This window comes from Cohnella sp. GCM10027633, from assembly GCF_042675445.1.
Lineage (GTDB): Bacteria > Bacillota > Bacilli > Paenibacillales > Paenibacillaceae > Cohnella.
The window spans coordinates 97194-119366 of sequence record NZ_JBHTGV010000016.1 but is presented as its reverse complement, the minus strand read 5'-3'; the positions used below and the strand labels follow the sequence as shown (position 1 = coordinate 119366).

7 protein-coding genes are annotated in these 22173 nt (G+C 59.5%); 6 read left to right on the top strand and 1 reads right to left on the bottom strand.

Annotated elements, in window-relative coordinates; all coding sequences use genetic code 11:
• Positions 1-159: 159 nt before the first annotated feature.
• Positions 160-1200 carry a sulfate ABC transporter substrate-binding protein gene (locus tag ACFQZG_RS24595; protein WP_378157400.1) on the bottom strand — a complete coding sequence of 347 codons (1041 nt, stop codon included), beginning with the start codon at positions 1198-1200 and terminating at the stop codon, positions 160-162.
• Between the two features lie 336 nt (positions 1201-1536).
• Between ACFQZG_RS24595 and ACFQZG_RS24590 the strand changes: the two genes are divergently transcribed.
• From ACFQZG_RS24590 to ACFQZG_RS24565, 6 genes are all read left to right on the top strand, one after another.
• On the top strand, positions 1537-5190 hold the full coding sequence (locus ACFQZG_RS24590; RefSeq protein WP_378157399.1) for a response regulator: 3654 nt from the start codon (positions 1537-1539) through the stop codon (positions 5188-5190).
• A gap of 95 nt (positions 5191-5285) precedes the next feature.
• Positions 5286-6086, top strand: coding sequence for a CheR family methyltransferase (locus ACFQZG_RS24585; RefSeq protein WP_378157405.1), 801 nt, complete (start codon positions 5286-5288; stop codon positions 6084-6086).
• 24 nt (positions 6087-6110) lie between these two features.
• Positions 6111-8066, top strand: coding sequence for a response regulator (locus ACFQZG_RS24580; protein ID WP_378157398.1), 1956 nt, complete (start codon positions 6111-6113; stop codon positions 8064-8066).
• A 173-nt stretch (positions 8067-8239) separates the two neighbouring features.
• On the top strand, positions 8240-8848 hold the full coding sequence (locus ACFQZG_RS24575; protein ID WP_378157397.1) for a class I SAM-dependent methyltransferase: 609 nt from the start codon (positions 8240-8242) through the stop codon (positions 8846-8848).
• Positions 8849-9063: 215 nt separating this feature from the next.
• Positions 9064-13221 (top strand): cadherin-like beta sandwich domain-containing protein, encoded by a 4158-nt coding sequence (locus ACFQZG_RS24570; protein ID WP_378157396.1) that lies wholly within the window; start codon positions 9064-9066, stop codon positions 13219-13221.
• A 10-nt stretch (positions 13222-13231) separates the two neighbouring features.
• Positions 13232-22138 carry an S-layer homology domain-containing protein gene (locus ACFQZG_RS24565; RefSeq protein WP_378157395.1) on the top strand — a complete coding sequence of 2969 codons (8907 nt, stop codon included), beginning with the start codon at positions 13232-13234 and terminating at the stop codon, positions 22136-22138.
• The last annotated feature ends 35 nt before the right edge of the window (positions 22139-22173 follow it).

Below are 22173 nucleotides of genomic sequence, written 5' to 3'. Positions count from 1 at the left end.
GGCGTCCATAGACCGAAAACGTGAACAGGAGGCACAAGGATAATCCCTTGTACCTCCTGTTTTTGTCCATCTAGACGCGATGTGAACCGTTTTTTACTGTGAGCGAGTCCTTTTGGGACAGCCCCTTTACTTGGCTAGCGCGATGAAGCAGGCGATCGATTATTGCGGAACGTAAATCTGATCGAAGATCGCTTTGTCCGCGAAGTGCTTCTTCTGAGCGGCCTCCCAGCCGCCGAAGTCGCGAATCGTGACCAGCTCGATCTTCGGGAATTGCTTGGCGTATTGCTTCAGGACGGCAGGATCGTTCGGACGATAGAAGTGCTTCGCCACGAGCTGTTGCCCTTCCTTCGTGTACAGGTATTTCAGATATTCGTTCGCGACTTCCGTCGTGCCGTTCTTCGCAGCGTTCTTCGTCACGACGGCAACGGACGGTTCCGCCAATATGCTAAGCGACGGAGTCACGATCTCGAAGTCTTTGCCGAATTCCTTCTGAATCAGATGGGCTTCGTTCTCCCAAGTCAGCAGGACGTCGCCGATGCCGCGCTGCGCGAAAGTCGTCGTCGATCCTCTTGCCCCGGAATCGAGCACGGGAACGTTTTTGTACAGCTTCGTAACGAAATCCTTCGCCGCCTTCTCGCTGTTCTTATTATGCTTGAGCGCGTACGCCCATGCGGCCAAGTAGGTCCAGCGCGGCGCTCCGCCCGTCTTCGGGTTCGGAGTAATGACTTTCACGCCGGATTTAACGACGTCGTTCCAATCCTTGATCTTCTTCGGGTTGCCCTTGCGCACGACGAACACGATCGTCGACGTATAAGGCGAGCTATGGTACGGCAGCTTCTCTTCCCACTTCGGTTGGATCAGCCCTTTATTCTCGATCTCCTTGATGTCCAGCGACAATGCCAGCGTCACGACGTCCGCCGCCAAGCCGTCGACGACCGAACGGGCTTGCTTGCCGGAGCCCCCGTGAGATTGCTTGATTTCCACCGTCTGTCCCGTCTTCTTCTTCCAATAGGTCGCGAAGACAGCGTTAAATTCCTCATATAGTTCCCGTGTGGGGTCATAAGAGACGTTCAGGAGCGTTACTTTTTTCTTCTTCGTCGCGGCCTCCGCTTGGTTGCCGATCCCTTCCGCGGAACCGAACAGCAACGCGATGACGGCCAGCAGGACGACCGCTGGTTTGATGCTCTTGAAACTTTTCATGTACTTTCCTCCTCGTTTCGAAAGTCTGGCTCCAATCTCTGATAGGAATTGGAACAATTTAGAATTCCTGCTTATCATAATACATACTATTCCCAGTTGTAAACTATGTTTTATGAAAAAGATGAACTCTTTTCGCGACGGCCTGTTTCAAGAACAGGAAGATAGGGTAATAGAAGAATATCATACGAAGGGCACCCGATTCGGGCGCTCTTTTCTCGTGTGCATGGAGGTCATCGGGTCGATGGTTCCCCTTGATTGTGACCTGCGCGCACGGCAACTATAATAAAAATGAACGAATTCGGTAGTTTCCTAGGAGAGGGAAGTGAGTCGGCGATTATGTTCGGCAACAGACGGATTACGATACGTACGAAGATCATGACGGGTTACGCGATCATTCTATTATTCCTAGTCGCGGCGCTGTTCCTCCTGAGCACGAGAATTACGTCGATGGAGAAGGCAATCGACTTCATCACGGATCACGATATCGAGGTTCATAATCTCTCGAATCAAATCGAGAAGACGATTATCGACATGAGCGCGGGTCAACGCGGTTATGTCATTACCGGGGACGAGCGATATCTGGAACCGTATACGAAGGGCAAACTCCAATGGTCCGAGGATTACAGTCGATTGTATAGCCTAATCGGAGACAATCCCGATCAGCAACGGAAGCTGGAGGAGATCAAGTCTCGGATCCTGCACTGGTTCGATACGGCCGGGGACCCGACGATCGCCTACAAGCGAGCTGGTGATATGGAAGGGCTGGACGCCATCTACAAAGCCGATACCGGCAAAAATATTCTGGATCCGCTTCGGCAGCAGCTTGAAGCGTTCCGCAATACCGAAATCGAGCTGACGCAGCAACGGGTGGACAAGCTGGACCGGCAGAACGCGGATCTCCGGCTCGCGCTCACGATTACGTTCTTGTTGATCGTGGTTCTCTCGGTGGTGACCGCGGTTACTCTCTCCGGTTCGATCGTCCGAACGATCAAGGACGTCATCGCGGCGATCTCCGAGATCGCGTCGATGGAAGGCGCCGGAGCGGGCAAGCGCATCGAGACTTCGTCCCGCGACGAGGTGAAGGAGTTAAGCGAGGCGACGAACCGGCTGCTCGATAGCCAGGAACGGCAGCAATGGCTGCAGAGCGGCATCGCCGAGGTGGCGGTCGCTTACCAAGGGCAGCCCGAGATCGCCACGTTCGCCAAGGCGTTCATCGCGAAGCTGGCGGAGCTTCTCGGCGCGTCCTACGGCGTGTTCTACATCCGTTCCGGAGACAGGCTGTCGAAGTGCGCGTCCTACGCCGCGACCGGCGGGGAGCCGGGCTTCGAGAGCTTCCGCGTAGGCGAAGGCGTGGTCGGTCAATGCGCGCAGGAGAGGCGCGTGCTCGTGATGGACCAAGTGCCCGACACTCATATGAGAATCACGACGGGACTCGGCGAATCCGCTCCGCGCAGCATCCTGATCTTCCCGATCGAGCACGAAGGCCGGGTGGAGGGCGTCATCGAGCTGGCATCCCTTCAAACGTTCACTTCCATGCACCGCAAGTTGGTCGAGCAAGTACGCGGCATGCTGGGCATGGCGGCGAACAACGTGCTCGCCCAGATGGAAGTGAAGCGGCTGCTCGAGGAATCCCAGACGATGTCCGAGGAGCTGCAAGCGCAGACCGAAGAGCTGCAGCAGCAGACGGAGGAGCTTCGCGCGCAATCGGAGGAGCTCACGGCGCAGCAGGACGAGATGAAGGCGACGAACGACGCGCTCCGGCGTTCGGAGGAGCATTTGAAGCGGCAGCAAGAGGAGTTGGAGGACAGCAACAGCGAGCTGACGAAGCGTTCCGAGTTAATCTTGGACAACGCGCGAATGCTGAGAGACACGAACGAACGCATCGAGCAGCAGAATCATCTGCTAGAGATTCAGGCCGCCGATTTGTTGGAAGCGTCCCGCTACAAGTCGGAGTTCCTGGCGAATATGTCGCACGAGCTTCGGACGCCGCTGAACAGTCTGCTCATTCTGTCGCAGCTGCTCGCGGAGAACAAGGAAGGCAACATGCAGGCGAAGCAGGTAGAATTCGCCCGGACGATTCATTCCGCGGGCGGCGATCTGCTCCGGTTGATCGACGATATTCTCGATCTGTCCAAGGTGGAAGCCGGCCAGATGAACGTCGTGCTGAGGCCGGTTTCTTGGGATGAGATCTATAGCAGCCTGCAGAACGGATTCCAGCCGGTGGCCGATCAGAAGCATCTCGATTTCCATTTGCAGGTGGAGGAGGAGATCGAGGAGACGATGCTCGTCACGGACGCCCATCGGCTGCTGCAGATCTTGAAGAACCTGTTGTCCAACGCGTTCAAGTTCACGCACAGGGGACAAGTCAAGCTCTCGATTCAGCGGTCCGTTCACGCGAATATCGCCGATGCGATCGCCTTCGAAGTATCCGATACCGGCATCGGCATTCCCGTTGAGAAGCAGAAGTCGATCTTCGAGGCGTTCCAGCAGGCGGACGGATCGACGAGCCGCAAGTACGGCGGAACCGGTCTGGGGCTTACGATCAGCAGGGAGCTGGCGACGCTGCTCGGCGGACGGATCGAGGTAGAGAGCCGGGAGGGAGCGGGCAGCCGCTTCACCCTGTACCTGCCGGCGGTGCCGGAAGCGGAGGAGGTTGCTACGGAGGACCATGGCTCCTTCCTCGCGGTCGAGAAGATGGAAGCCGCGGCGGCCGTTCCGCCGACGTTGGACATGCTTGCGCCGCGCATGAGGTGGACGGATCCGGAGCTGTTAGAGCACCCCGATATGCCCGACGATCGTTCCGACATTCAGCCGGGCGACCGTACGCTGCTCATTATCGAAGACGACGAGAACTTCGCCAAGGTCATGTTGGACTTCGCCCGATCGCGGATGTTCAAGGGAATCGTAGCGCTGCAAGGCAATAAAGGGCTCGCGCTTGCCAAAGCCTACAAGCCGGATGCGATTATTCTCGATATCCAGCTGCCCGTCATCGACGGCTGGTCGGTTCTGGAGCGCTTGAAGCAGCATCCGGATCTGCGCCATATTCCCGTGCACGTCATCTCGGTCGTCGACGAGCCGCAGCAAGGCTTGACCCGGGGCGCGATGGCGTATCTCCGGAAGCCGGTCGACCGGGAGAATATGGAGGAAGCGTTCTCGCGGATCGAAGCATTCCTGGACCGCTCGCTTAAGCGGCTGCTCATCGTCGAGGACGACGACGTCCTTCGCGACAGCATGGTGGAGCTGATGGGGCACGACGACGTTCTCATCTCCGCCGTCTCGACGGGGCAAGAGGCGCTTCGGGAGCTGGAGCGGGAGCACTTCGACTGCATGGTCATGGACTTGGGGCTGGCCGATATCTCCGGCTTCGAGCTGCTGGACCGCATTCGGAAGAACGCGAATTGGAGACAGCTGCCCATCATTATCTATACCGGCCAAGAGCTCGACATGAAGGAAGAGATCGAGATCAAGAAATACGCGGAGAGCATCATTATCAAGAACGTGAAGTCGCAAGAGCGGCTGTTCGACGAAACCGCGCTGTTCCTGCATCGGGTCGAGGCCAATTTGCCGGAAGACCGCCGAAGCATACTGAAGAAGCTGTACAACAACGAGACGGCGTTCGAGGGCAAGCGCGTGCTGCTCGTGGAGGACGATATCCGCAATATTTTCGCCCTGACGAACGTCTTGGAGTCGCATCGACTGAACGTAACCTTCGTCGAGAACGGGAGAGAGGCGCTGGAGCTGCTCGAGAGGGATACGAGCTTCGACCTCGTTCTGATGGACATCATGATGCCCGAGATGGACGGCTACCAGACGATGAAGGCGATTCGGAGCATGCCGCGATTCGAGAAGCTGCCGATCATTGCGCTTACCGCGAAGGCCATGAAGGAAGACCGCCAGCGCTGCATCGAGGCGGGAGCGTCCGACTATATCAGCAAGCCGATCGACGTCGACAAGCTCTTGTCGCTGCTGAAGGTATGGCTGTACCACTAATCCACTAATCCGAAGGAAAGAAGGGAAGATCCATTCCTGCAGATAATGCCGGCGCCGATCCGTTAGCGGAACCGCGGGAAGCCGATCACGAGAAGCTGGAAGTGCAGTTGCTCCTGCAAGCGATCTATCAAGCGTACGGATACGACTTCCGGAACTATGCCTACGATTCGATACGCAGACGCATCAGGCACGGCATGCAGGCGATCGGCGAGAAGACGGTCTCCGCGCTCATCCCGCGCGTGCTGCACGATCCTGCGCAGATGCAGCAGCTGCTCCGATCGTTAGTCATCAACGTAACCGAGATGTATCGCGATCCATCCATGTTCAAGGCGTTCCGGGAGAAGGTCATACCCTTCCTGCGCACGTATCCTCACATCCGCATCTGGCACGCCGGCTGCTCCAAGGGCGAAGAGGTCATGTCGATGGCCATTATGCTGGAGGAGGAAGGTCTCTACGATAGGGCGCGCATCTACGCGACGGATATCGACGAGGGGGTGCTGGAGATCGCGAGATCGGGCATCTACCCGCTCGGGAACATGAAGCTCTACACGCACAATTACATTCGCGCAGGCGGGACGAGGGATTTCTCCGATTACTATACGGCGGAGCATAGCGCGGTGAAGTTTCATTCCTCCCTTCAGCGCAATATCGTCTACGCCAGGCATAACCTGGCCACGGATCAATCGTTCAACGAGTTCAACGTCATCATGTGCCGGAACGTGCTCATCTACTTCGACCGGCAGCTTCAGAATCGCGCGCATCGCTTGTTCCACGAGAGCCTGTCGATGTTCGGCGTGTTGTCCCTGGGCAGCCGGGAATCGATCGGGTATAACGACTACTCCGATAAGTACGAAGCGATTGACGAAGCCGAGAAGCTGTATCGAAGAACGAAATAAGAACCTTCGAAAAGAGGCAATCGAATGGAACGCGGTTATCCGATCAATATACTGATCGTGGACGATCGTCCCGAGAACTTGCTCGCGATCGAAGCGGTGCTGGAGGACGAGCCCTACCGGCTGATTCGCGCGCTCTCCGGACCCGAGGCGCTCAAGTGTCTCCTCCGGGAAGAGATCGCCGTCATTCTGATGGACGTGCAGATGCCCGGCATGGACGGCTTCGAGACGGCTAGCCATATTCAAGCCTACGAACGGTCCAAGCACGTTCCGATCATCTTCATCAGCGCGAACAGCAAGGAAGCGCAACACCTGACGGCCGGCTATTCGGCGGGGGCGATCGACTACATGGTCAAGCCGTTCGTGCCCCAGATTCTGAAGGCGAAGATCCAAGCGTTCGTGCGGCTGTACGATATGCAGAAAAGCCTGCAGAGGCAAGCCGAGCAGTTGGCCAAGGCGGAGGCGCAAGCGCGAATCGTCATGGAGACGTCGTTGGACGCGGTGCTCGTATTCGACCGGCAAGGCGCGATCTTGAAGGCGAACCCCGCGACGACGAAGCTATTCGGCTATTCTCCGGACGCGCTCGTCGGCGAGCGGCTGTGCCTGCTGCTCCCTTCGCTGCCGCTGATCGAAGTCCAATCGCTATTCGACCAGCTATGGGAAGTCGAAGCCGCGAGGCAAGACGGGACGACGTTCCCCGCGGAAGTCCAGATGGGCCGATCGTCCGACAACTCGTCGCTGCTCGCCTGCACCATTCGGGATATTGCCGACCGTAAGCAGGCGGAGAGCGAGTTGATCGAGTCGAAGGAAATCGCCGAACGCGCTTCGCTGGCGAAGTCGGAGTTTCTGGCGTTCCTGAGCCACGAGATTCGCAATCCGCTTAACGGCGTCATCGGAATGATGGACCTGCTGCAGGAATCCGGGCTCCAGCCGGAGCAACGGGAGTTGGCCGACATGATCATGCAGAGCGGCAACGCCATCGTCTCGATCATGAACGACGTGCTCGACTATTCGAAGCTGGAGTCTGGACGGGCGGAGATGGAGGAGGAGCCGTTCCTGCTCAAGGGATGTCTGGAGCAGGTGAGGGATATCTTCACGGCGCAGCTGAAGGAGAAGCAGCTCGATTACATCGTCGTCGTGGACCCGGCTCTTCCCGGCATCTTGCAAGGCGACGTCTCGCGTTTGCAGCAAATTCTGCTGAACCTGGTCGGCAACGCGGTGAAGTTCACGGCGGAGGGCGGCATCTACATATTCGTTAGCCAGACGGAAGTCAGCGGCGATACGATAACGGTTGAATTCAGGGTGCAAGACACCGGAGTCGGCATACCCGCGTCGGACGTGCACCGGATGTTCCGTCCGTTCGCCCAAGCGAGCGCCTCGAGCAGCCGTCAATACGGCGGGACGGGGTTAGGGCTGTCCATCTCCAAGACGCTGACGGAGATGATGGGGGGAGACATTCGCGCGGAGGAGACCGAGGAGCCGGGTTGCACGATCGTCTTCACCGTCAAGCTACGCTTATGCCGCGAGCCCGATAGCGCTTATCGGCAGATGGAGCACGCGCTTCGTCTCTCGGAAGAGGCATCCAGGGAAGGAACGAACGCGCAGCGGATTCTGATGGTCGAAGACCGGAAGGAGAATCAGAAGCTGCTCCAGCATATGCTCCATCATCTCGGCCATACGGTCGTCATCGCCGAGAACGGCGAGGAGGCATTGAGGGCGCTCGGCGCGGCGGGAAACCGGTACGACTTGGTGCTGGCGGACATCCATATGCCCGTCTTGAACGGGGTGGAGATGGGGAGGCGGTTGCAGCGGATGCCCCCTTCGGAGCATAACCCTACGCTGATCGCGCTGACCGCGGACATGCGGGAGGAGCTGGAGGGCGACTGCCTGGAAGCCGGCTTCGCCGAAGTGGTTCGCAAGCCGCTTCGCATGGAATCTCTGAGGCAGCTGATCATGCGCCACGCGCCGGCGAGCGGGGAATGAACCGAGCCCCTCGTTCGAGAGAGCAACGCCGAACGAGGGGCTCTATAGATACGGGAACTTTACTGCCCGTTGCGCCGATAACACCGGATGTAATCGATCGCGAACTCGCTAGGATAAGCGGGTTCGTATACAATCATCCTATCGAGACGCCCAAACAGATCGGAGAGATACGAATGGCCAACACCGACAAGTTCGAAATGATCGCGAACACGTACGACTCGCCCGGGAGAATTCATATCGCCAAGGTGTCCGCGGACGCCATTCGCGAATACGTCGCCGGCGCGGAGGGCAAGAGCGCGATCGACTTCGGGTGCGGCACGGGACTCGTCGGCCTGACCTTGATCGACGCGTTCGGCTCGGTGCTGTTCCTCGATACGTCGCCGAACATGATCGAGCAGACGCGGCGGAAAATCGTCGCCGCCGGCATTCGGAACGCGGATACGCTCGTTTTTGATTTCGAGCAGGATACGTTGTCGGATCTGCGCGCGGACTATATCTTCATGGCGCAGGTGCTGCTCCATATTCCGGAGGTCGAGCCCGTGCTGTCGCGGCTCTACGACGTTCTGAACGAGGGCGGGCATTTGATTATCGTCGACTTCGACAAGAACGGCAAGGTCGAATCGGATATCGTGCATAACGGCTTCCGGCAAGAGGAACTTCGGGACCGGATGACGAAGATTGGATATCGGGACGTTCGGTCCAAGACGTTCTATACGGGAACCAACATCTTCATGGGCCAAGACGCGTCGATGTTCGTGCTTGAAGCCCGGAAGCAAGGATAGAATAAAGTCCCGTTGAACGATAGCCCGCAGTCGCGTAAGCAGAGACGATCTGCTTGCCGGCTGCGTTTTTTTGTGTTTATCCGGAGGGTTGCGAGATTCGAATGTTGAGGGGTTTGCATAGGTATTGTTGAGTGTATTTTGCGACAATGAGATGTCGGTTATAGGTCGTTGGTCGGGGGATTTGTCGAATTTATTTACTCGTAGGGGGATTTAGCATGCGGAGGATGAAGCAGGTTATCGTCTCTATAGTGGCGTGGCTATTGGCGATGGGGAGCGTCCCCGCGTGGTTCGGAGGACAAGCCGCTTACGCGGCAAGCAACGACATCATTTGGACCGCGGTAGGGACGGGAGCCCAAGATTCTTACGGGGACGGGGACTTTGCGACGGCAGCCGCGGTGAATCGTCCGGCTGCCATTGCCTTTGACAGTGCTGGCAATCTCTATATCGCGGAAGGTGCCAGAGTTCGGCGGGTAGATAAAGTTTCCGGGCGTATTTCCACGTTTGCGGGCTTGGCGACTGCCGTCGGTTCCGGCGATGGGGGGCCGGCGGTGGAGGCAAAACTGGTCAATCCGAGCGCGTTGGCTTTCGATGGCGCCGGCAATCTGTATATCGCGGATTGGGATGACAACCGCGTACGGAAAATCGATATGGCGTCGCCGTCGAAGATTATCACCACGGTCGCAGGTACGGGGGAATACGGATACTCGGGAGAAGGGATTGCGACTTCGGCTCAGCTGAACAGCCCCTCCGGGCTCGCCTTCGACGGCGACGGCAATCTATATATCGCGGATGCGTATAACGATCGAATTCGTAAAGTAGATACGTCGGGGATTATTAGCACGTTTGCAGGTTCGGGTATTCGCGGATATTCGGGAGACGGGGGAGCGGCAACGGATGCCCGTCTGGATCGGCCTTCTCACCTGGCTTTTGACGGCAGCGGTAACTTGTATATTGCGGACATGCAAAACTATAGCGTTCGCAAGGTGGATAAGACGTCAGGGAAAATGAGCACGGTGATGGGCAAAGGGACGCAGGGTTATGCGATGGATGGCGCCGTTGCCGCGGATTCCCATATGGGTCCGCCAAGCGGTCTCGCGTTCGACAGCCTTGGCAACATGTACGTCTCGGAGGGCTTGTATAGCCAAGTTAGAAAAATCGATACTTCAGGCATTATCTCTACCGTCGCGGGAATTAGCGCGCCTCTCTACGGGGGGGACGGGGGGTTGGCGATCGAAGCGCGAATTAACTTCCCGCTCGGTCTAGCAGTCGATGGGAACGGCAAGCTGTATATCGCGGATTCGGGCAACAACCGGGTTCGCAGACTCGCTCCGTCCAACAACGCGAACTTAAGCAGCTTGACGTTATCCGACGGCGACTTGTTCGATTTGGGTACGACGAGCTATAAGGCCAGCATTCCACTTAACGTGAGCAGCATTACGATTACGCCTACGGTGAGCGATGCGGATGCTACGGTAACGGTCGGCGGCACGCCCGTGACAAGCGGTACGGCGTCGGGCGCGATAAGCGTGAGCTTAGGAGTCAATACGCCGATTCCGATCGTGGTGACGGCGCTCGATGGGACGACGAAGACGTACGACCTGACGTTAATACAAGCTTCTCAAGATGCGAGCTTGAGCGGATTGGCCACTTCGAGCGGCAGCCTGACCTTCGATCCGGACGAGATCGCCTATTGGGTAGACGTAGGGTTTGACGTGAGCAGTATTACGGTCACGCCGACGCCCAGCGATCCCGACGCGACGGTTACGTTAACGGTTCAGGTTGGCGGAATTAATGTCACCAGAGGTCCGGCTACTCCCGTCGACTTGGAAACAGGGACGAATATCATTGACATCGATGTAATTGCGGCGGATACGTTAACGACGTTCAGATACGTATTGTTCGTGAGGCGAGCGCTCAACGACGACGCAAGCTTGAGCGGGTTGACGCTGTCGAGCGGCAGCTTGAGCCCGGCGTTCGCGACCGGTACGACAGGGTATTCGGCCAGCGTAGCGAACGGCGTGAGCAGTATTACGGTGACGCCGACGACGAGCGATAGTAATGCGACGATTAAGGTCAAAGGGGTAACCGTGGCAAGAGGGACGGCATCTGGCGCGATTAACTTGAATGTGGGCGCCAATGCGATCCCGGTCGTGGTGACGGCGCAGGACGGCTCGACGACGGAGACGTATACCGTGACGGTGACGAGGGCGCCGAGCAGCGACGCGACCTTGAGCGGGTTGACGGCATCGAGCGGCAGTCTGAGCCCGGCGTTCGTATCGGGTACGACGGGTTACTCGATAAGCGTCGCGAACGGCGTGAGCAGCATTACGTTGACGCCGACGACAAGCAACGGGGGAGCGACTGTAACGGTAGACGGCCATCCGGCGACTAGCGGATCGCCATCCGCGGCGGTCAACCTGAGCGTAGGGGCGAACGCGATCCCGGTCGTAGTGACGGCGCAAGACGGCACGACGACGGAGACGTACACGGTGACGGTGACGAGAGCCGCGCTGAGCAGCGACGCGAGCTTGAGCGGATTGACGGTGTCGAGCGGCAGTCTGAGCCCGGCGTTCGCATCGGGTACGACGGGTTACGCGGTCGGCGTGGCGAACGGCGTAAGCAGCATAACGGTGACACCGACGGTGAACGAGAGCAACGCGACAGTGACGGTAGACGGCGCGGGCGTGACGAGCGGAACGGCATCGGGCGCGATTAGCTTGAACGTGGGGGCGAATGCGGTTCCTATCGTGGTGACGGCGCAGGATGGCACGACGAGCACGTATACAGTGACGGTGACGCGGGCGCCGAGCACCGATGCAAGTTTGAGCGGGCTAACGGTGTCGAGCGGCAGTCTGAGTCCGGCGTTCGCATCGGGCACGACGGGATACGCGGTAAGCGTCGCGAACGGCGTAAGCAGCATTACGGTGACGCCGACGACGAGCAGTGCGGGGGCGACGGTAACCGTAGACGGCAATGCGGCGACTAGCGGAACGGCCTCCGCGGCGATCAACCTGAGCGTAGGAACGAATACGATTCCGATCGTCGTGACGGCGCAGGACGGCACGACGACGGGGACGTATACCGTGACGGTGACGAGAGCCGCGCTGAGCAGCGACGCGAGCTTGAGCGGATTGACGGTGTCGAACGGCAGCCTTAGTCCGGCGTTCGCATCGGGCATGACGGGATACGCGGTAAGCGTCGCGAACGGCGTAAGCAGCCTTACGGTGACGCCGACGGTGAACGAGAGCAACGCGACGGTGACGGTAGACGGCACGGGCGTGACAAGCGGAACGGCATCGGGTTCGATTAGCTTGAACGTAGGCGCGAATGCGATTCCGATCGTAGTAACGGCGCAGGACGGCACGACGAGCATGTACACCGTGACGGTGACGCGGGCTGCCGCGCCGAACGGCGGCGTCCCCGTCAAGAGCAACAATGCCGACTTGAGCGGCTTGTCGCTATCCGGCGGCAGCTTGAGTCCATCGTTCGCGTCCGGCACGACGAGTTATACGGCCGAAGTCGCGCATGACGTGAGCAGCGTGACGGTATCGGCTTCCGCAAGCCACGGCGCGGCGAAGGTCAAGGTTGGCGGAACGGGATCGGGTACGATTCCTCTGAGCGTAGGCGCCAACTCGATCTCGGTGGCGGTGACGGCGGAAGACGGCACGACGACGAAGACGTACGGCATTACCGTGACGAGGGCGGAAGACAAGGGCGCGCCGCCGAAGCCGCGCGGCCCGATCCTCAACGAGAAGCTCGCCAACGTCCTGAAGGTCATCGAAGAAGGGCTTGCCGCGCTGCAATCGAACGTCCCGCAATCGTTCTCGGATGTTCCGGCGGACCGCTGGAGTTACCAAGCGATTCAAGTCGCGAGGCAGCTTGGCATCGTTCAAGGACGAGATGACGGCAGCTTCCACGGAACCGATTCGATTACGCGCGCGGAGTTCGTCGCGATGGTGGCGAAGGCGCTGCGTCTCGATAAGGAGAGCGATCCGGGGCAACGCGGATCCTTCGCCGATACGCAAGGGCACTGGGCAGAGTCGGCGATCGAGGCCATGACGGCGGCGGGCGTGATCGAGGGCGTAGGCGCCGGCGCGTTCCAGCCTAATCGTCCGATATCGCGCGCCGAGATTTCCGCGGTCCTGGCTCGTCTCATTGTTTTCGACCAGACATCCGGCAACGCTTCTTTCTCGGACGCGATGGATAGCTGGGCGCGTCCTTATATCGAACGGCTGGCAGGCGCGGACATCGTGAAGGGCTCGGACGACGGCCGATTCCATCCGAACGCCGACGCGAGCCGCGAAGAGGCGGTCATGATGATTCTTCGCATGTTGACCGTATGCCGCAACGTCGATCTGGGATTGGTAGACTAAGGAGGTTCATATGAATCGAATGCAGGCGTACTTAAGAACGAAGGCCGCTTCTAAGCTCGTATCTATGATTCTATCTTTCGTACTCGTATTCACGATGATGCCGATTACCGCGTCGGCGGCAGATACGGTCGTTGCGGCGTCCGATATCTCGATCGGGACGGCAGCGCCGGAAAATGGGGCAACCATCGCCGACGGAACGGTTTCGGTCGTCGGAGGAACGGCCGCCGTCACTTGGTCCACGGACGGGACGAGCTATGCGGCGGCAAGCGGTACGTTCGCGCAGAGCACGATCTATCGTACTAAGTACGTGCTGAGCGCGAATACGGGTTATGTGTTCGCTCCGGCGGCCGGCGCGTACGAGAAGAATGGCGCGAGAGATTTGTCGGGAAGCATCGCCAATCTCGGTTCGGCGACGTTCACAGCCGTCGTCAGCACAGGGTTTACGCTGAACGATACGCTGACGATCATCGTCACGTGGCCGAACGCGACGATCGAGCCTACCGACATCTCCATTGGAACGCTCGCACCGGTTGCGGGAGCGACGATCGCGGACGGCTCGAATACGTTCCAGCATGCGACGGCCGTCGTAACTTGGTCCGACAATGGCGGAACCTTCAGTCCGGCAAGCGGCACGTATGCTGCGAATACGTACTATTACACGCGGTATGTGATTAAGGCAGACGCTGGATACGCATTCCATACGACGAGTCGAATCTACTTGGACGGGGCGAAGTCGTTAGCAAGTCGAATCGCCAATCTGGGCACGGGCATTGTGGTGGGAGCCGCCGTCTCGACGAGCACGCGAGCCAATGACACATTGACCCTCATCGTAAACTGGGATACTTCGGGAGCCGCTACGGGACAGCCCCTGATCGGGGCTTCCGATATCACAATCGGAACCGTTGCTCCGGCCCCGGCCGGCATCGCAGCCGACGGCACGAACGTATTCAACCATGCGACGCTCGATTATATCGAGTGGTATTCCACAGGTCCATTGACTCCGGTTGCGGGAGGAGCTGCTTTCGTATCGGGTAAAACGTACCAATCGACGTACGCCCTCATCGCGACGAGCGGCTATGCGTTCGATACGCCGAGCAAGTATATGAAAGGCCAGGCGAGAGACTTGTCGAGCCGTATCTCGAATTTAGGCTCAGGCACGTTCACCGTTTCCGGCGACGAAGAGGAAATTTATATCTACGTCACTTGGCCCCAGACGGGGCTCCTCATGCCGAGCGACCTCTCGATCGGCACGCTGGCGCCGGTCGCGGAAGCGACGATGGCGAACGGCACGAATACGTACAATCATGCTACCGCGGCGATCACTTGGTCCACCGACGGCGGAACGAGCTACAACGCAGCAAGCGGAACTTATGCGTATGTAACCTCTTATAAGACAAAATACGAGATTACTGCGGCAGCCGGCTACTTCTTCGATGCTACCGCCGGCGTGTATGCATCGGGTGGCGCGAAGGCGTTGACGAGCCGCATCGCGAATCACGGTTCCGGAACGTATACCGCGGTCGTATCCGGCGCGTCGAACGACACGCTGACGATCGTCGTCACCTGGCCGCAAACGGCTTCGGCGCCGTTCACGACCATTGCCCCGTCGGAGCTGTCCGTCGGCACGGTCGCTCCGGTTACGGGGGCGAGCATCGCGAACGGCACGAACGCGTTCCCGCACGCGTCGGCGAGCGTAACGTGGTCCGCCGATAATGGCGGGACCTACGCTGCGGCGAGCGGTACGTTCGCGCCGGGTAAGACGTACAAGTCGAAGTACGTGCTGACTGCGGAAGCGGGATACGTATTCGATTCGACGGCTGGCGCTTATAGCGCGATTTCTATTCCGAACAAAGGCGCCGGCACGGTCGATGCGCAAGTATCCACGACGAGCACGGCCAACGACACGCTTACGATCACGGTGACGTGGCCGGCGACGGCGATGGCGACGATCGCCCCCAACGCGATAACGATCGGAACAGTCGCTCCTTCGACCGGCGCGAATATGGCGGACGGAACGAATACGTTCCCGAATGCGACGGCTGGCGTGACGTGGTCAAGCGACGGCGGCCTCTCTTACGCTGCGGCGAGCGGGACTTATACGCCGAATACCGTGTACAGAACGAAATACGTGCTGACCGCGGCTAGCGGATATACGTTCGATTCGGCAATGAATGCTTACAACGGAGTCGTCGTCGAGAGCCTTGGGGGAGTCTCGCTCAGCGCGGACGTGTCCACGTCGGCGACGTCGAACGATACGTTGACGATCGAAATTACATGGCCGGCAACGGGAGCGGCTACGTTCATCCCCGCGGACATCTCGATCGGCACGGTTGCGCCGGTGACCGGCGCGACGCAGGCCGACGGCACGAATACGTTCGCGCACGCGACGGCAGTCGTGACCTGGTCCGGCAACGGCGGAGCGTCCTACGCTGCGGCGAGCGGTAACTACGCCGCCGCAACGAGCTATAAGACGAAATACGTGCTGACTGTCATGTCCGGTTACGAGTTCGATCCGGCTGCTGACGTCTACGAGAAGAACGGCGCGAGAGATCTATCGAGCCGTATCGCTAACCTGGGCGCGGGCACGTTCACCGCGACGGTGTCGACGGCAAGCTCGGCCAACGACACGTTAACGATTATCGTGACATGGCCGGCAACGGGCGCGGCTACGATCTTGCCTTCGGACATCACGATTGGGACGATTGCTCCGGTAACGGGAGCGGCCCAGTCGAACGGAAGCAACGCGTTCAATCACGCGACGGCGAGCATTTCCTGGTCCGCCGATAACGGAGGCACGTATCAGCCGGCGAGCGGGACGTATGCCATCGGGAAAGTTTATAAAACCAAATACGTGCTCACCGCCGCCGCGAATTATCAATTCAACGCGACTGCGGGAGCATACGATGGGATCGGCATTACGAACCTGGGCGCAGGTGCGTTCACCGCTCAAGTATCGACGGCAAGCCTAACGAGCGATACCCTCACGATCATCGTTACGTGGCCGGCGACGGCGATTACCGACACGGTTAAGGTCAACATCAACAACACGACCGACTTCCGCGCGTATTCGGGCAGCACGCTCATTCCCGCGCAGGGACTGACCGTCAATGCGGCGGGGAATTACAGCATTACGCTCGTCAACGAGTCCATCGATTCGACGATCGCGTCCGCGCCGCTCACGGCCGCGATGGTGAAAAGCATCGTCGTCGAGGACGGTCTCGGCAACGACATCCCGGCGAGCGTGCAGACCGTATCGACCGGCGTCGCGCAGGATCATCCGTGGAGCTTGCGGATTACGATCGACGGCAACGCGACCGCGTCCGTCAGGCTGATCACGATAACGGTGAATACCGATACCGCTAACCGCATCGATATCCGCAACCTGATCGGGTTCGCGAATCCGACGATTGACTTCGTACAATCGACGCCAAGAAGCGCGTATCCTTACGTGTATGGCAACTATTACTATTTCCTGCCGGGCGATCCGTTGAAAATGCAGACGACGTCGAGCGGGCTTATTCCGGCGGGCGTGCAGCTGGTGGGCCAAAACACGTCCAAAACGTCGCCCGTCACGAACACGCTGTTCGATACGTCGAACCCGACCAATTACCGCTTCGCCTATACGTTCGCGATGCCGAGCGAGCCGATCTTCCTGTCGGTGACGTCGACGGACGGGCATGCAGCCCACGACATCAACGTAAACGCGACGATTCCGGGCGTCGTATCGCCGACTTTGTCCGGAGCGGGGGCTAATGCAAATGACTTCGTGCAAGCAACCGTCAGCAAGCCGGCTAAGGCTCTGTCGGGCGTTATCATCACCGTTAACCTGGGCAGCTTCAACGCTCGCTTGTATAAGATCAAAGAAGTAACGGCGCGCTCCGAGCTGCTGAACATCCCGTTGCCGGTCACGAAGCACGCGACGAACGGCACGTACTCGTTCGTCATGCCGTTCACCGACGCCAACGTCACGATCGTCGTCGAGAAGATCGTATCGAACAAGGTGCAGACGGAGATTACGACGAACCCGAACGCGGAAGCGTCCGTCAGCCTCGAGGACTATTATCCGGGCGATAAGCTGGCCGTGCAGATCCTGAACAAGGATCCGGCGAAATTCGTCGCCAACGTGCAAGTGCTTCGCATGCGGAACAACGTGTCCTCGTTCGTCGCGCAGGGGCGGCCGTCGAATCCTTACGACTCGCGAATGGAGCTCGAATTCACGCCGTATGCGGCTTCCGCTTCGCTGACGGCCGGAGACACGCTGAAGGTCGTCGTCCGCTTCGACGAAGTCTCCATACTCGTTAACGCGGGTACGGAAGCCAATGCCGCTCAGTTCTCCAGCTACCCGGCACGGGTGAATCTGAACGTGCCGATTACGTTCAGCTTCCTGCCGCCGACCGATCCGAGCAAGATCTATAAGCCGGTCGTCAGCTTCCGCGATACGCAGAACAAGAAGACCGTCTACGCCTGCACGTACGTGAGGTCCGATCCGCAGGATCAGACGAAGAGCGTGTATACGTGTCCGGCGGTCACGAAGAACAGCATCAATCTGGTCGAGCTGATCTCGGATGCGATCGATGCGAATTCGCCTGCGGGAGGCGGGCAAGGCGCGACGAAGCTCAAGAATATCGCGACCATCTCGCCCAATTCCCGGCTGCAGGGCATATTCAAGTCGATTAACGTGTTCGGGACGAACATGAACGGGCAGGGGCAAGTCTATATCGGCACGGAGCCTAATCCGACGGTGGCGGCTACCGTCACGGACGTAACGGCGACGTCGCTGGTCGTCCAAGTCCCCGACAACATGAAGTCGCGTACGATCGACGTCACGTATTACGTGTCCAGCAACGGCGTGCAGAGATCCGTAACGATTCCGGCCGCCCAGAACGTAAGCCATACGAAGTTCGGCTACATGGCCGTCGTATCGGACGGTCAATTCAATCACTCCGTCGTCGTCTCGGAGAGCGAGCGGGACTTAACGCAGCAGTTGGGCAACCGCACGCCGCTCTTGACGATCAAGGGAAGCTTCACGGCCAATGCGAGCATGAGAGGCGAATACAACTTCAGCGGCACGACGACCATCAACGGCGGGCTGACGGTTCATCTGCCGGGCGCGCAGAGCCTGCTCAAGGTGCGGGACGATACCGACGGCACGGTCAGGCTGACGATGGAGAAGGTCAACATGGTCGCGGGCTCGTTCAGCATCCTGTCGACCTCGGACGGTTCGATCTTGCTGGATAAGGGGATCGAATACATCGCCGAGTACGCGCGGGACGAAGACGGCGATCTCGTCGATCCGACGAAACGGAACATCGACGTTTCGATCCGGAACCAGAACAAGCTGACCGTGGTGGGAAGCGGCATGCAGGCCGGCTTCACGGGGGCGACGCTGCTGGGGAACGCCGTTATTTTCGACGGGAGATTGTACTTCGGCATGGCGCTTCCGGGCAGCAGCACGGTAGGCATCGACCTGAGCATCGACCGTCTCCAATACGGAATGGACGGCAAAGGCAACTTGAGCTTCCAAGGGGTAACCGCCGAAGGCTCCTTCACGCCGGGAACCGAGATGTCCAAGAAGCTGCTCGGCGGCTTCGGCATTAACGGGACGGCGGAAGGCTCGATCGATACGTTCGATGGCAAGTACGGCATGGCCTTCGATATCGACGCGAAGCTGGCGAATATCGCGTCGACGCTGAGTCTGAAGAAGGACGGGGCGACCGGAGCGTTCATTCCCGACACGATCAAGATCATCGTCGGGCTGAGCAACGGCATTCCGATCACGCCGACGACGCCGATCGCGAAGCTGACGAGAGTCGGCGGCGGGGTCAAGGGGCTGGCCGATACGATTACCGGCAATTACAAGGGCATCGCGCCGATCCTGATCCTGCTTAACGGCGACCTTGAAGTCGGAAGCACGATTCCGGGCGCCGGACTGCTCGAATTCAACGACATGGAGCTTGCGATCGGGCCGTCCGAGATTAGCCTGTCCGGCAATCCGACGCTGCTCAAGATGGAAATCTTCGACAAGTTCAAAGCGGGCATCTACGTCACCAATACGTCGGTCTCGTACCAGATGCAGATCATGGCCAACATCCTGAAGAACTTCTCGGTCATTCTGGCGGGCGGTACCGCCAATCTGACGTATTACCGGAACGACGGCTTCAATCTGAACGGGCAATTGCGAGGCCGGCTTCAAATTCCGGAGATCGAGATCGGGGTGCTCTCCATCGGTCCGATATCGCTGCTCGATACCGACGTCGGCATGAGCAATTCGAACGCGTACGCGTCGTTCAGCCTGCTCGGCTTCGGCTTCAAGGTGAACTATTCGTTCGGCAGCGGCTCCGTCGGCATCGGCCGGCGCGGCGCGATGCCGACGCAGACGGGACCGGCTGGACAGACGGTGTACGACGACAACGGCGAAGCGGTCGGGCAGATCAACGCCTTCTCGAACGTGAAGGTCGTCGCGTCGTCGAGCGGCGAAGTCGGCGAGAGAGGCATGCTCAGGACGCTCGCGCTTGAACCGACGATCTCGACCAACGCCGAGGGCACGGAGCATACGGTGTCGTTCCCGGCGGGCTTGACGGAGGATTACGCCTTGCTCGTCTCGGCGGATCCCGACGATCTGCGCATCTCGGCTCCCGGCGACATTCCGTTCGGCTTGACGTACCCGGGAACGTTGGAGGACGGAACGCCGTATTACGACGATCCGAGCGCGAACGCAGCGATCGTCTCCGAGGGCACGATCATGATTCGATTGGGCTCCCAAGCCGGCGATTGGAAGATCTCGTCCAGCCAATCCTTCGACAGCGCGCTGATCGCCATTGCGCCGATTCCGAAGGTTGCGGGCACGTCGTTCGACGCGAACGCCGACACGGTGAGCTGGGATCTCGCCGGCCTCGATACGGGGGCGGAAGACTACCGGGTCGAAGTCCGACTGTCGACGGACGACGGAGAGGATCCGAACGCGAGAAGCGCGGGCGTACTCATCCGCACGATCGACGTCGACGCCGGGCAAGTGACGGATCGGACGGTCAGCGGAAGCTATTCGTTCACGGCCGAAGATTTGAAGTACTTGCAGAGCGGCCAGTATTTCGCGAGAGTGTCGCTGATCGGCATCCCGATGAGCGACGCGACCCGCTCGATTCCTTACGCGAGCCTCGGCGCGAAGGAAGCGCTCGACGTCGTGAACCCGCTCGCGCCGGACGCGGTGAGCGCCGTAACGGTGTCCGCGGGCGGCAACGGCACGATTCGCGCGGCTTGGGACGCCGTAACCGGCGCCGACGGCTATATCGTCGGGCTCTACGATGCCGAAGGCAACGCGATCGTATCGCCGCTGACTTATACGGACGAGGTCGACGAAGACGGCAATCCGACGGGTAATCAAATCGCGCACGCGGGCAGACCGATCGAGTATCAAATCTCTGCGGACGACGCGGTGAACGGATCGCATGCCGTGTACTTCGGCGGCATGGAACCGGGCTACGGTTATAAGCTTGCGGTTACGCCGTTCGCGTACGCCGATCTTGCGGACGCCGCGGAGGAAGAAGAGACGAACCTGGCGAATATTTACGGCGAGTCGACGGTGACGGACGTCGTCGACGTCCCGCTCGTCAAGCTGCCCGTCATTCACGTCGCTCCGAGCGCGGGCGTCATCGCGAGCGACGAGCTGCTGGGCAACGTGCTTACGGTCGGCGGCGACTTCGACCTGGACGTCGCGACGACCTATCTGAACGCCGACGACGGGCAGACGCAGGACTTGGACGTCATGTTCACGGTATGGCAGAGCGACGGTACGATAGACGAAGAAACGAGCTTGCCGAACTTTACGCAGATTTACGCTAGCGACGATTACAAGAATAGCGGCGCGATCCCGATCTCCGTCGACGGAGACGCCGGATCGACCCTGCTTCGCATCGTCGCCGAGAACGAACAAGGCGATGCGTCCGAGTACATGCTGGCCGTACAATATAGCAGCCTTCCTCCCGCCCTGTTCATCGAGACGGATACGGACGGCAAGATCGCGGCCGATTCCGCGGGACGCTATCGGATCCAAGGCAGCACGGCACCTTATGCAACCGTGCTGGACGATCAAGGCAACCGCGCGACGGCGGACGACGAGGGCTTGTTCAGCCTCGGCGGAACGCTTAGCACCGGTACCCAAGCGTATAGCACGATTACGGCGACCGACGCCGTGGGCAACTTCTCGCAGGACGACGTGACGATCGTGAAGAGCAACGGGTCCGGCAACCCGGATCCGAATCCAGGCCCAGGTACGGGAACGGGCTCTGGCACGGGCACCAACGAGCCGGACGAAGAACCGACTGACGGCTCCGAGGGCAGCGAGAATCCGACGAAGTCCTCGTTCGATGACGTGAACGTCCAAGCGCCTTGGGCCGCCAAGGAGATCGAGCGGGCCTACAAGCTGGGCATCGTCTCCGGCCGAGAGCCTGGCGTGTTCGCTCCGAACAGCAACACCCGCCGGGACGAGGCGATCGCGATGCTGGTGAGAGCCCGCCAGCTGACCCTTGGCAAGCAAGCCGACCTGGACGCTGCCGCAACGCGCTTTGCCGATTGGGACAAGTTGCCGGCGTGGAGCAAGCCGTACATCGCCGCCGCTTACGCGAACGGGCTCTTGACGGGTACCGAGCGCAACGGCAAGTATTATGCGAACGGAGGCTCGCTCATCACGCGGGCGGAAGTCGCGGTGCTGTTCCAGAACGCGTACAAGCTGGCCGCGGACGCGGACAACGGCAAGACGTTCGGGGACGCGATCCCGTCCTGGGCGGCGAACAGCGTAAGCGTGCTGTCGTCCAAGGGCATCATTACCGGGTACCCGGACGCGACGTTCATGCCGGGCTCCAACGCCACGCGGGCGGAGCTCGTGGTTATGCTCATGCGGTTGATCGATTTGCAATCCTAGCCAAGACGCAAGCAACGGCCGTAATCCGGATTCCA

What these genes read in the sequence shown, in the direction of transcription:
- ACFQZG_RS24595 (WP_378157400.1), bottom strand. Translation starts at nt 1,200, where the DNA reads ATGAAAAGTTTCAAGAGCATCAAACCAGCGGTCGTCCTGCTGGCCGTC.
- ACFQZG_RS24590 (WP_378157399.1), top strand. Translation starts at nt 1,537, where the DNA reads ATGTTCGGCAACAGACGGATTACGATACGTACGAAGATCATGACGGGT.
- ACFQZG_RS24580 (WP_378157398.1), top strand. Translation starts at nt 6,111, where the DNA reads ATGGAACGCGGTTATCCGATCAATATACTGATCGTGGACGATCGTCCC.
- ACFQZG_RS24575 (WP_378157397.1), top strand. Translation starts at nt 8,240, where the DNA reads ATGGCCAACACCGACAAGTTCGAAATGATCGCGAACACGTACGACTCG.
- ACFQZG_RS24570 (WP_378157396.1), top strand. Translation starts at nt 9,064, where the DNA reads ATGCGGAGGATGAAGCAGGTTATCGTCTCTATAGTGGCGTGGCTATTG.
- ACFQZG_RS24565 (WP_378157395.1), top strand. Translation starts at nt 13,232, where the DNA reads ATGAATCGAATGCAGGCGTACTTAAGAACGAAGGCCGCTTCTAAGCTC.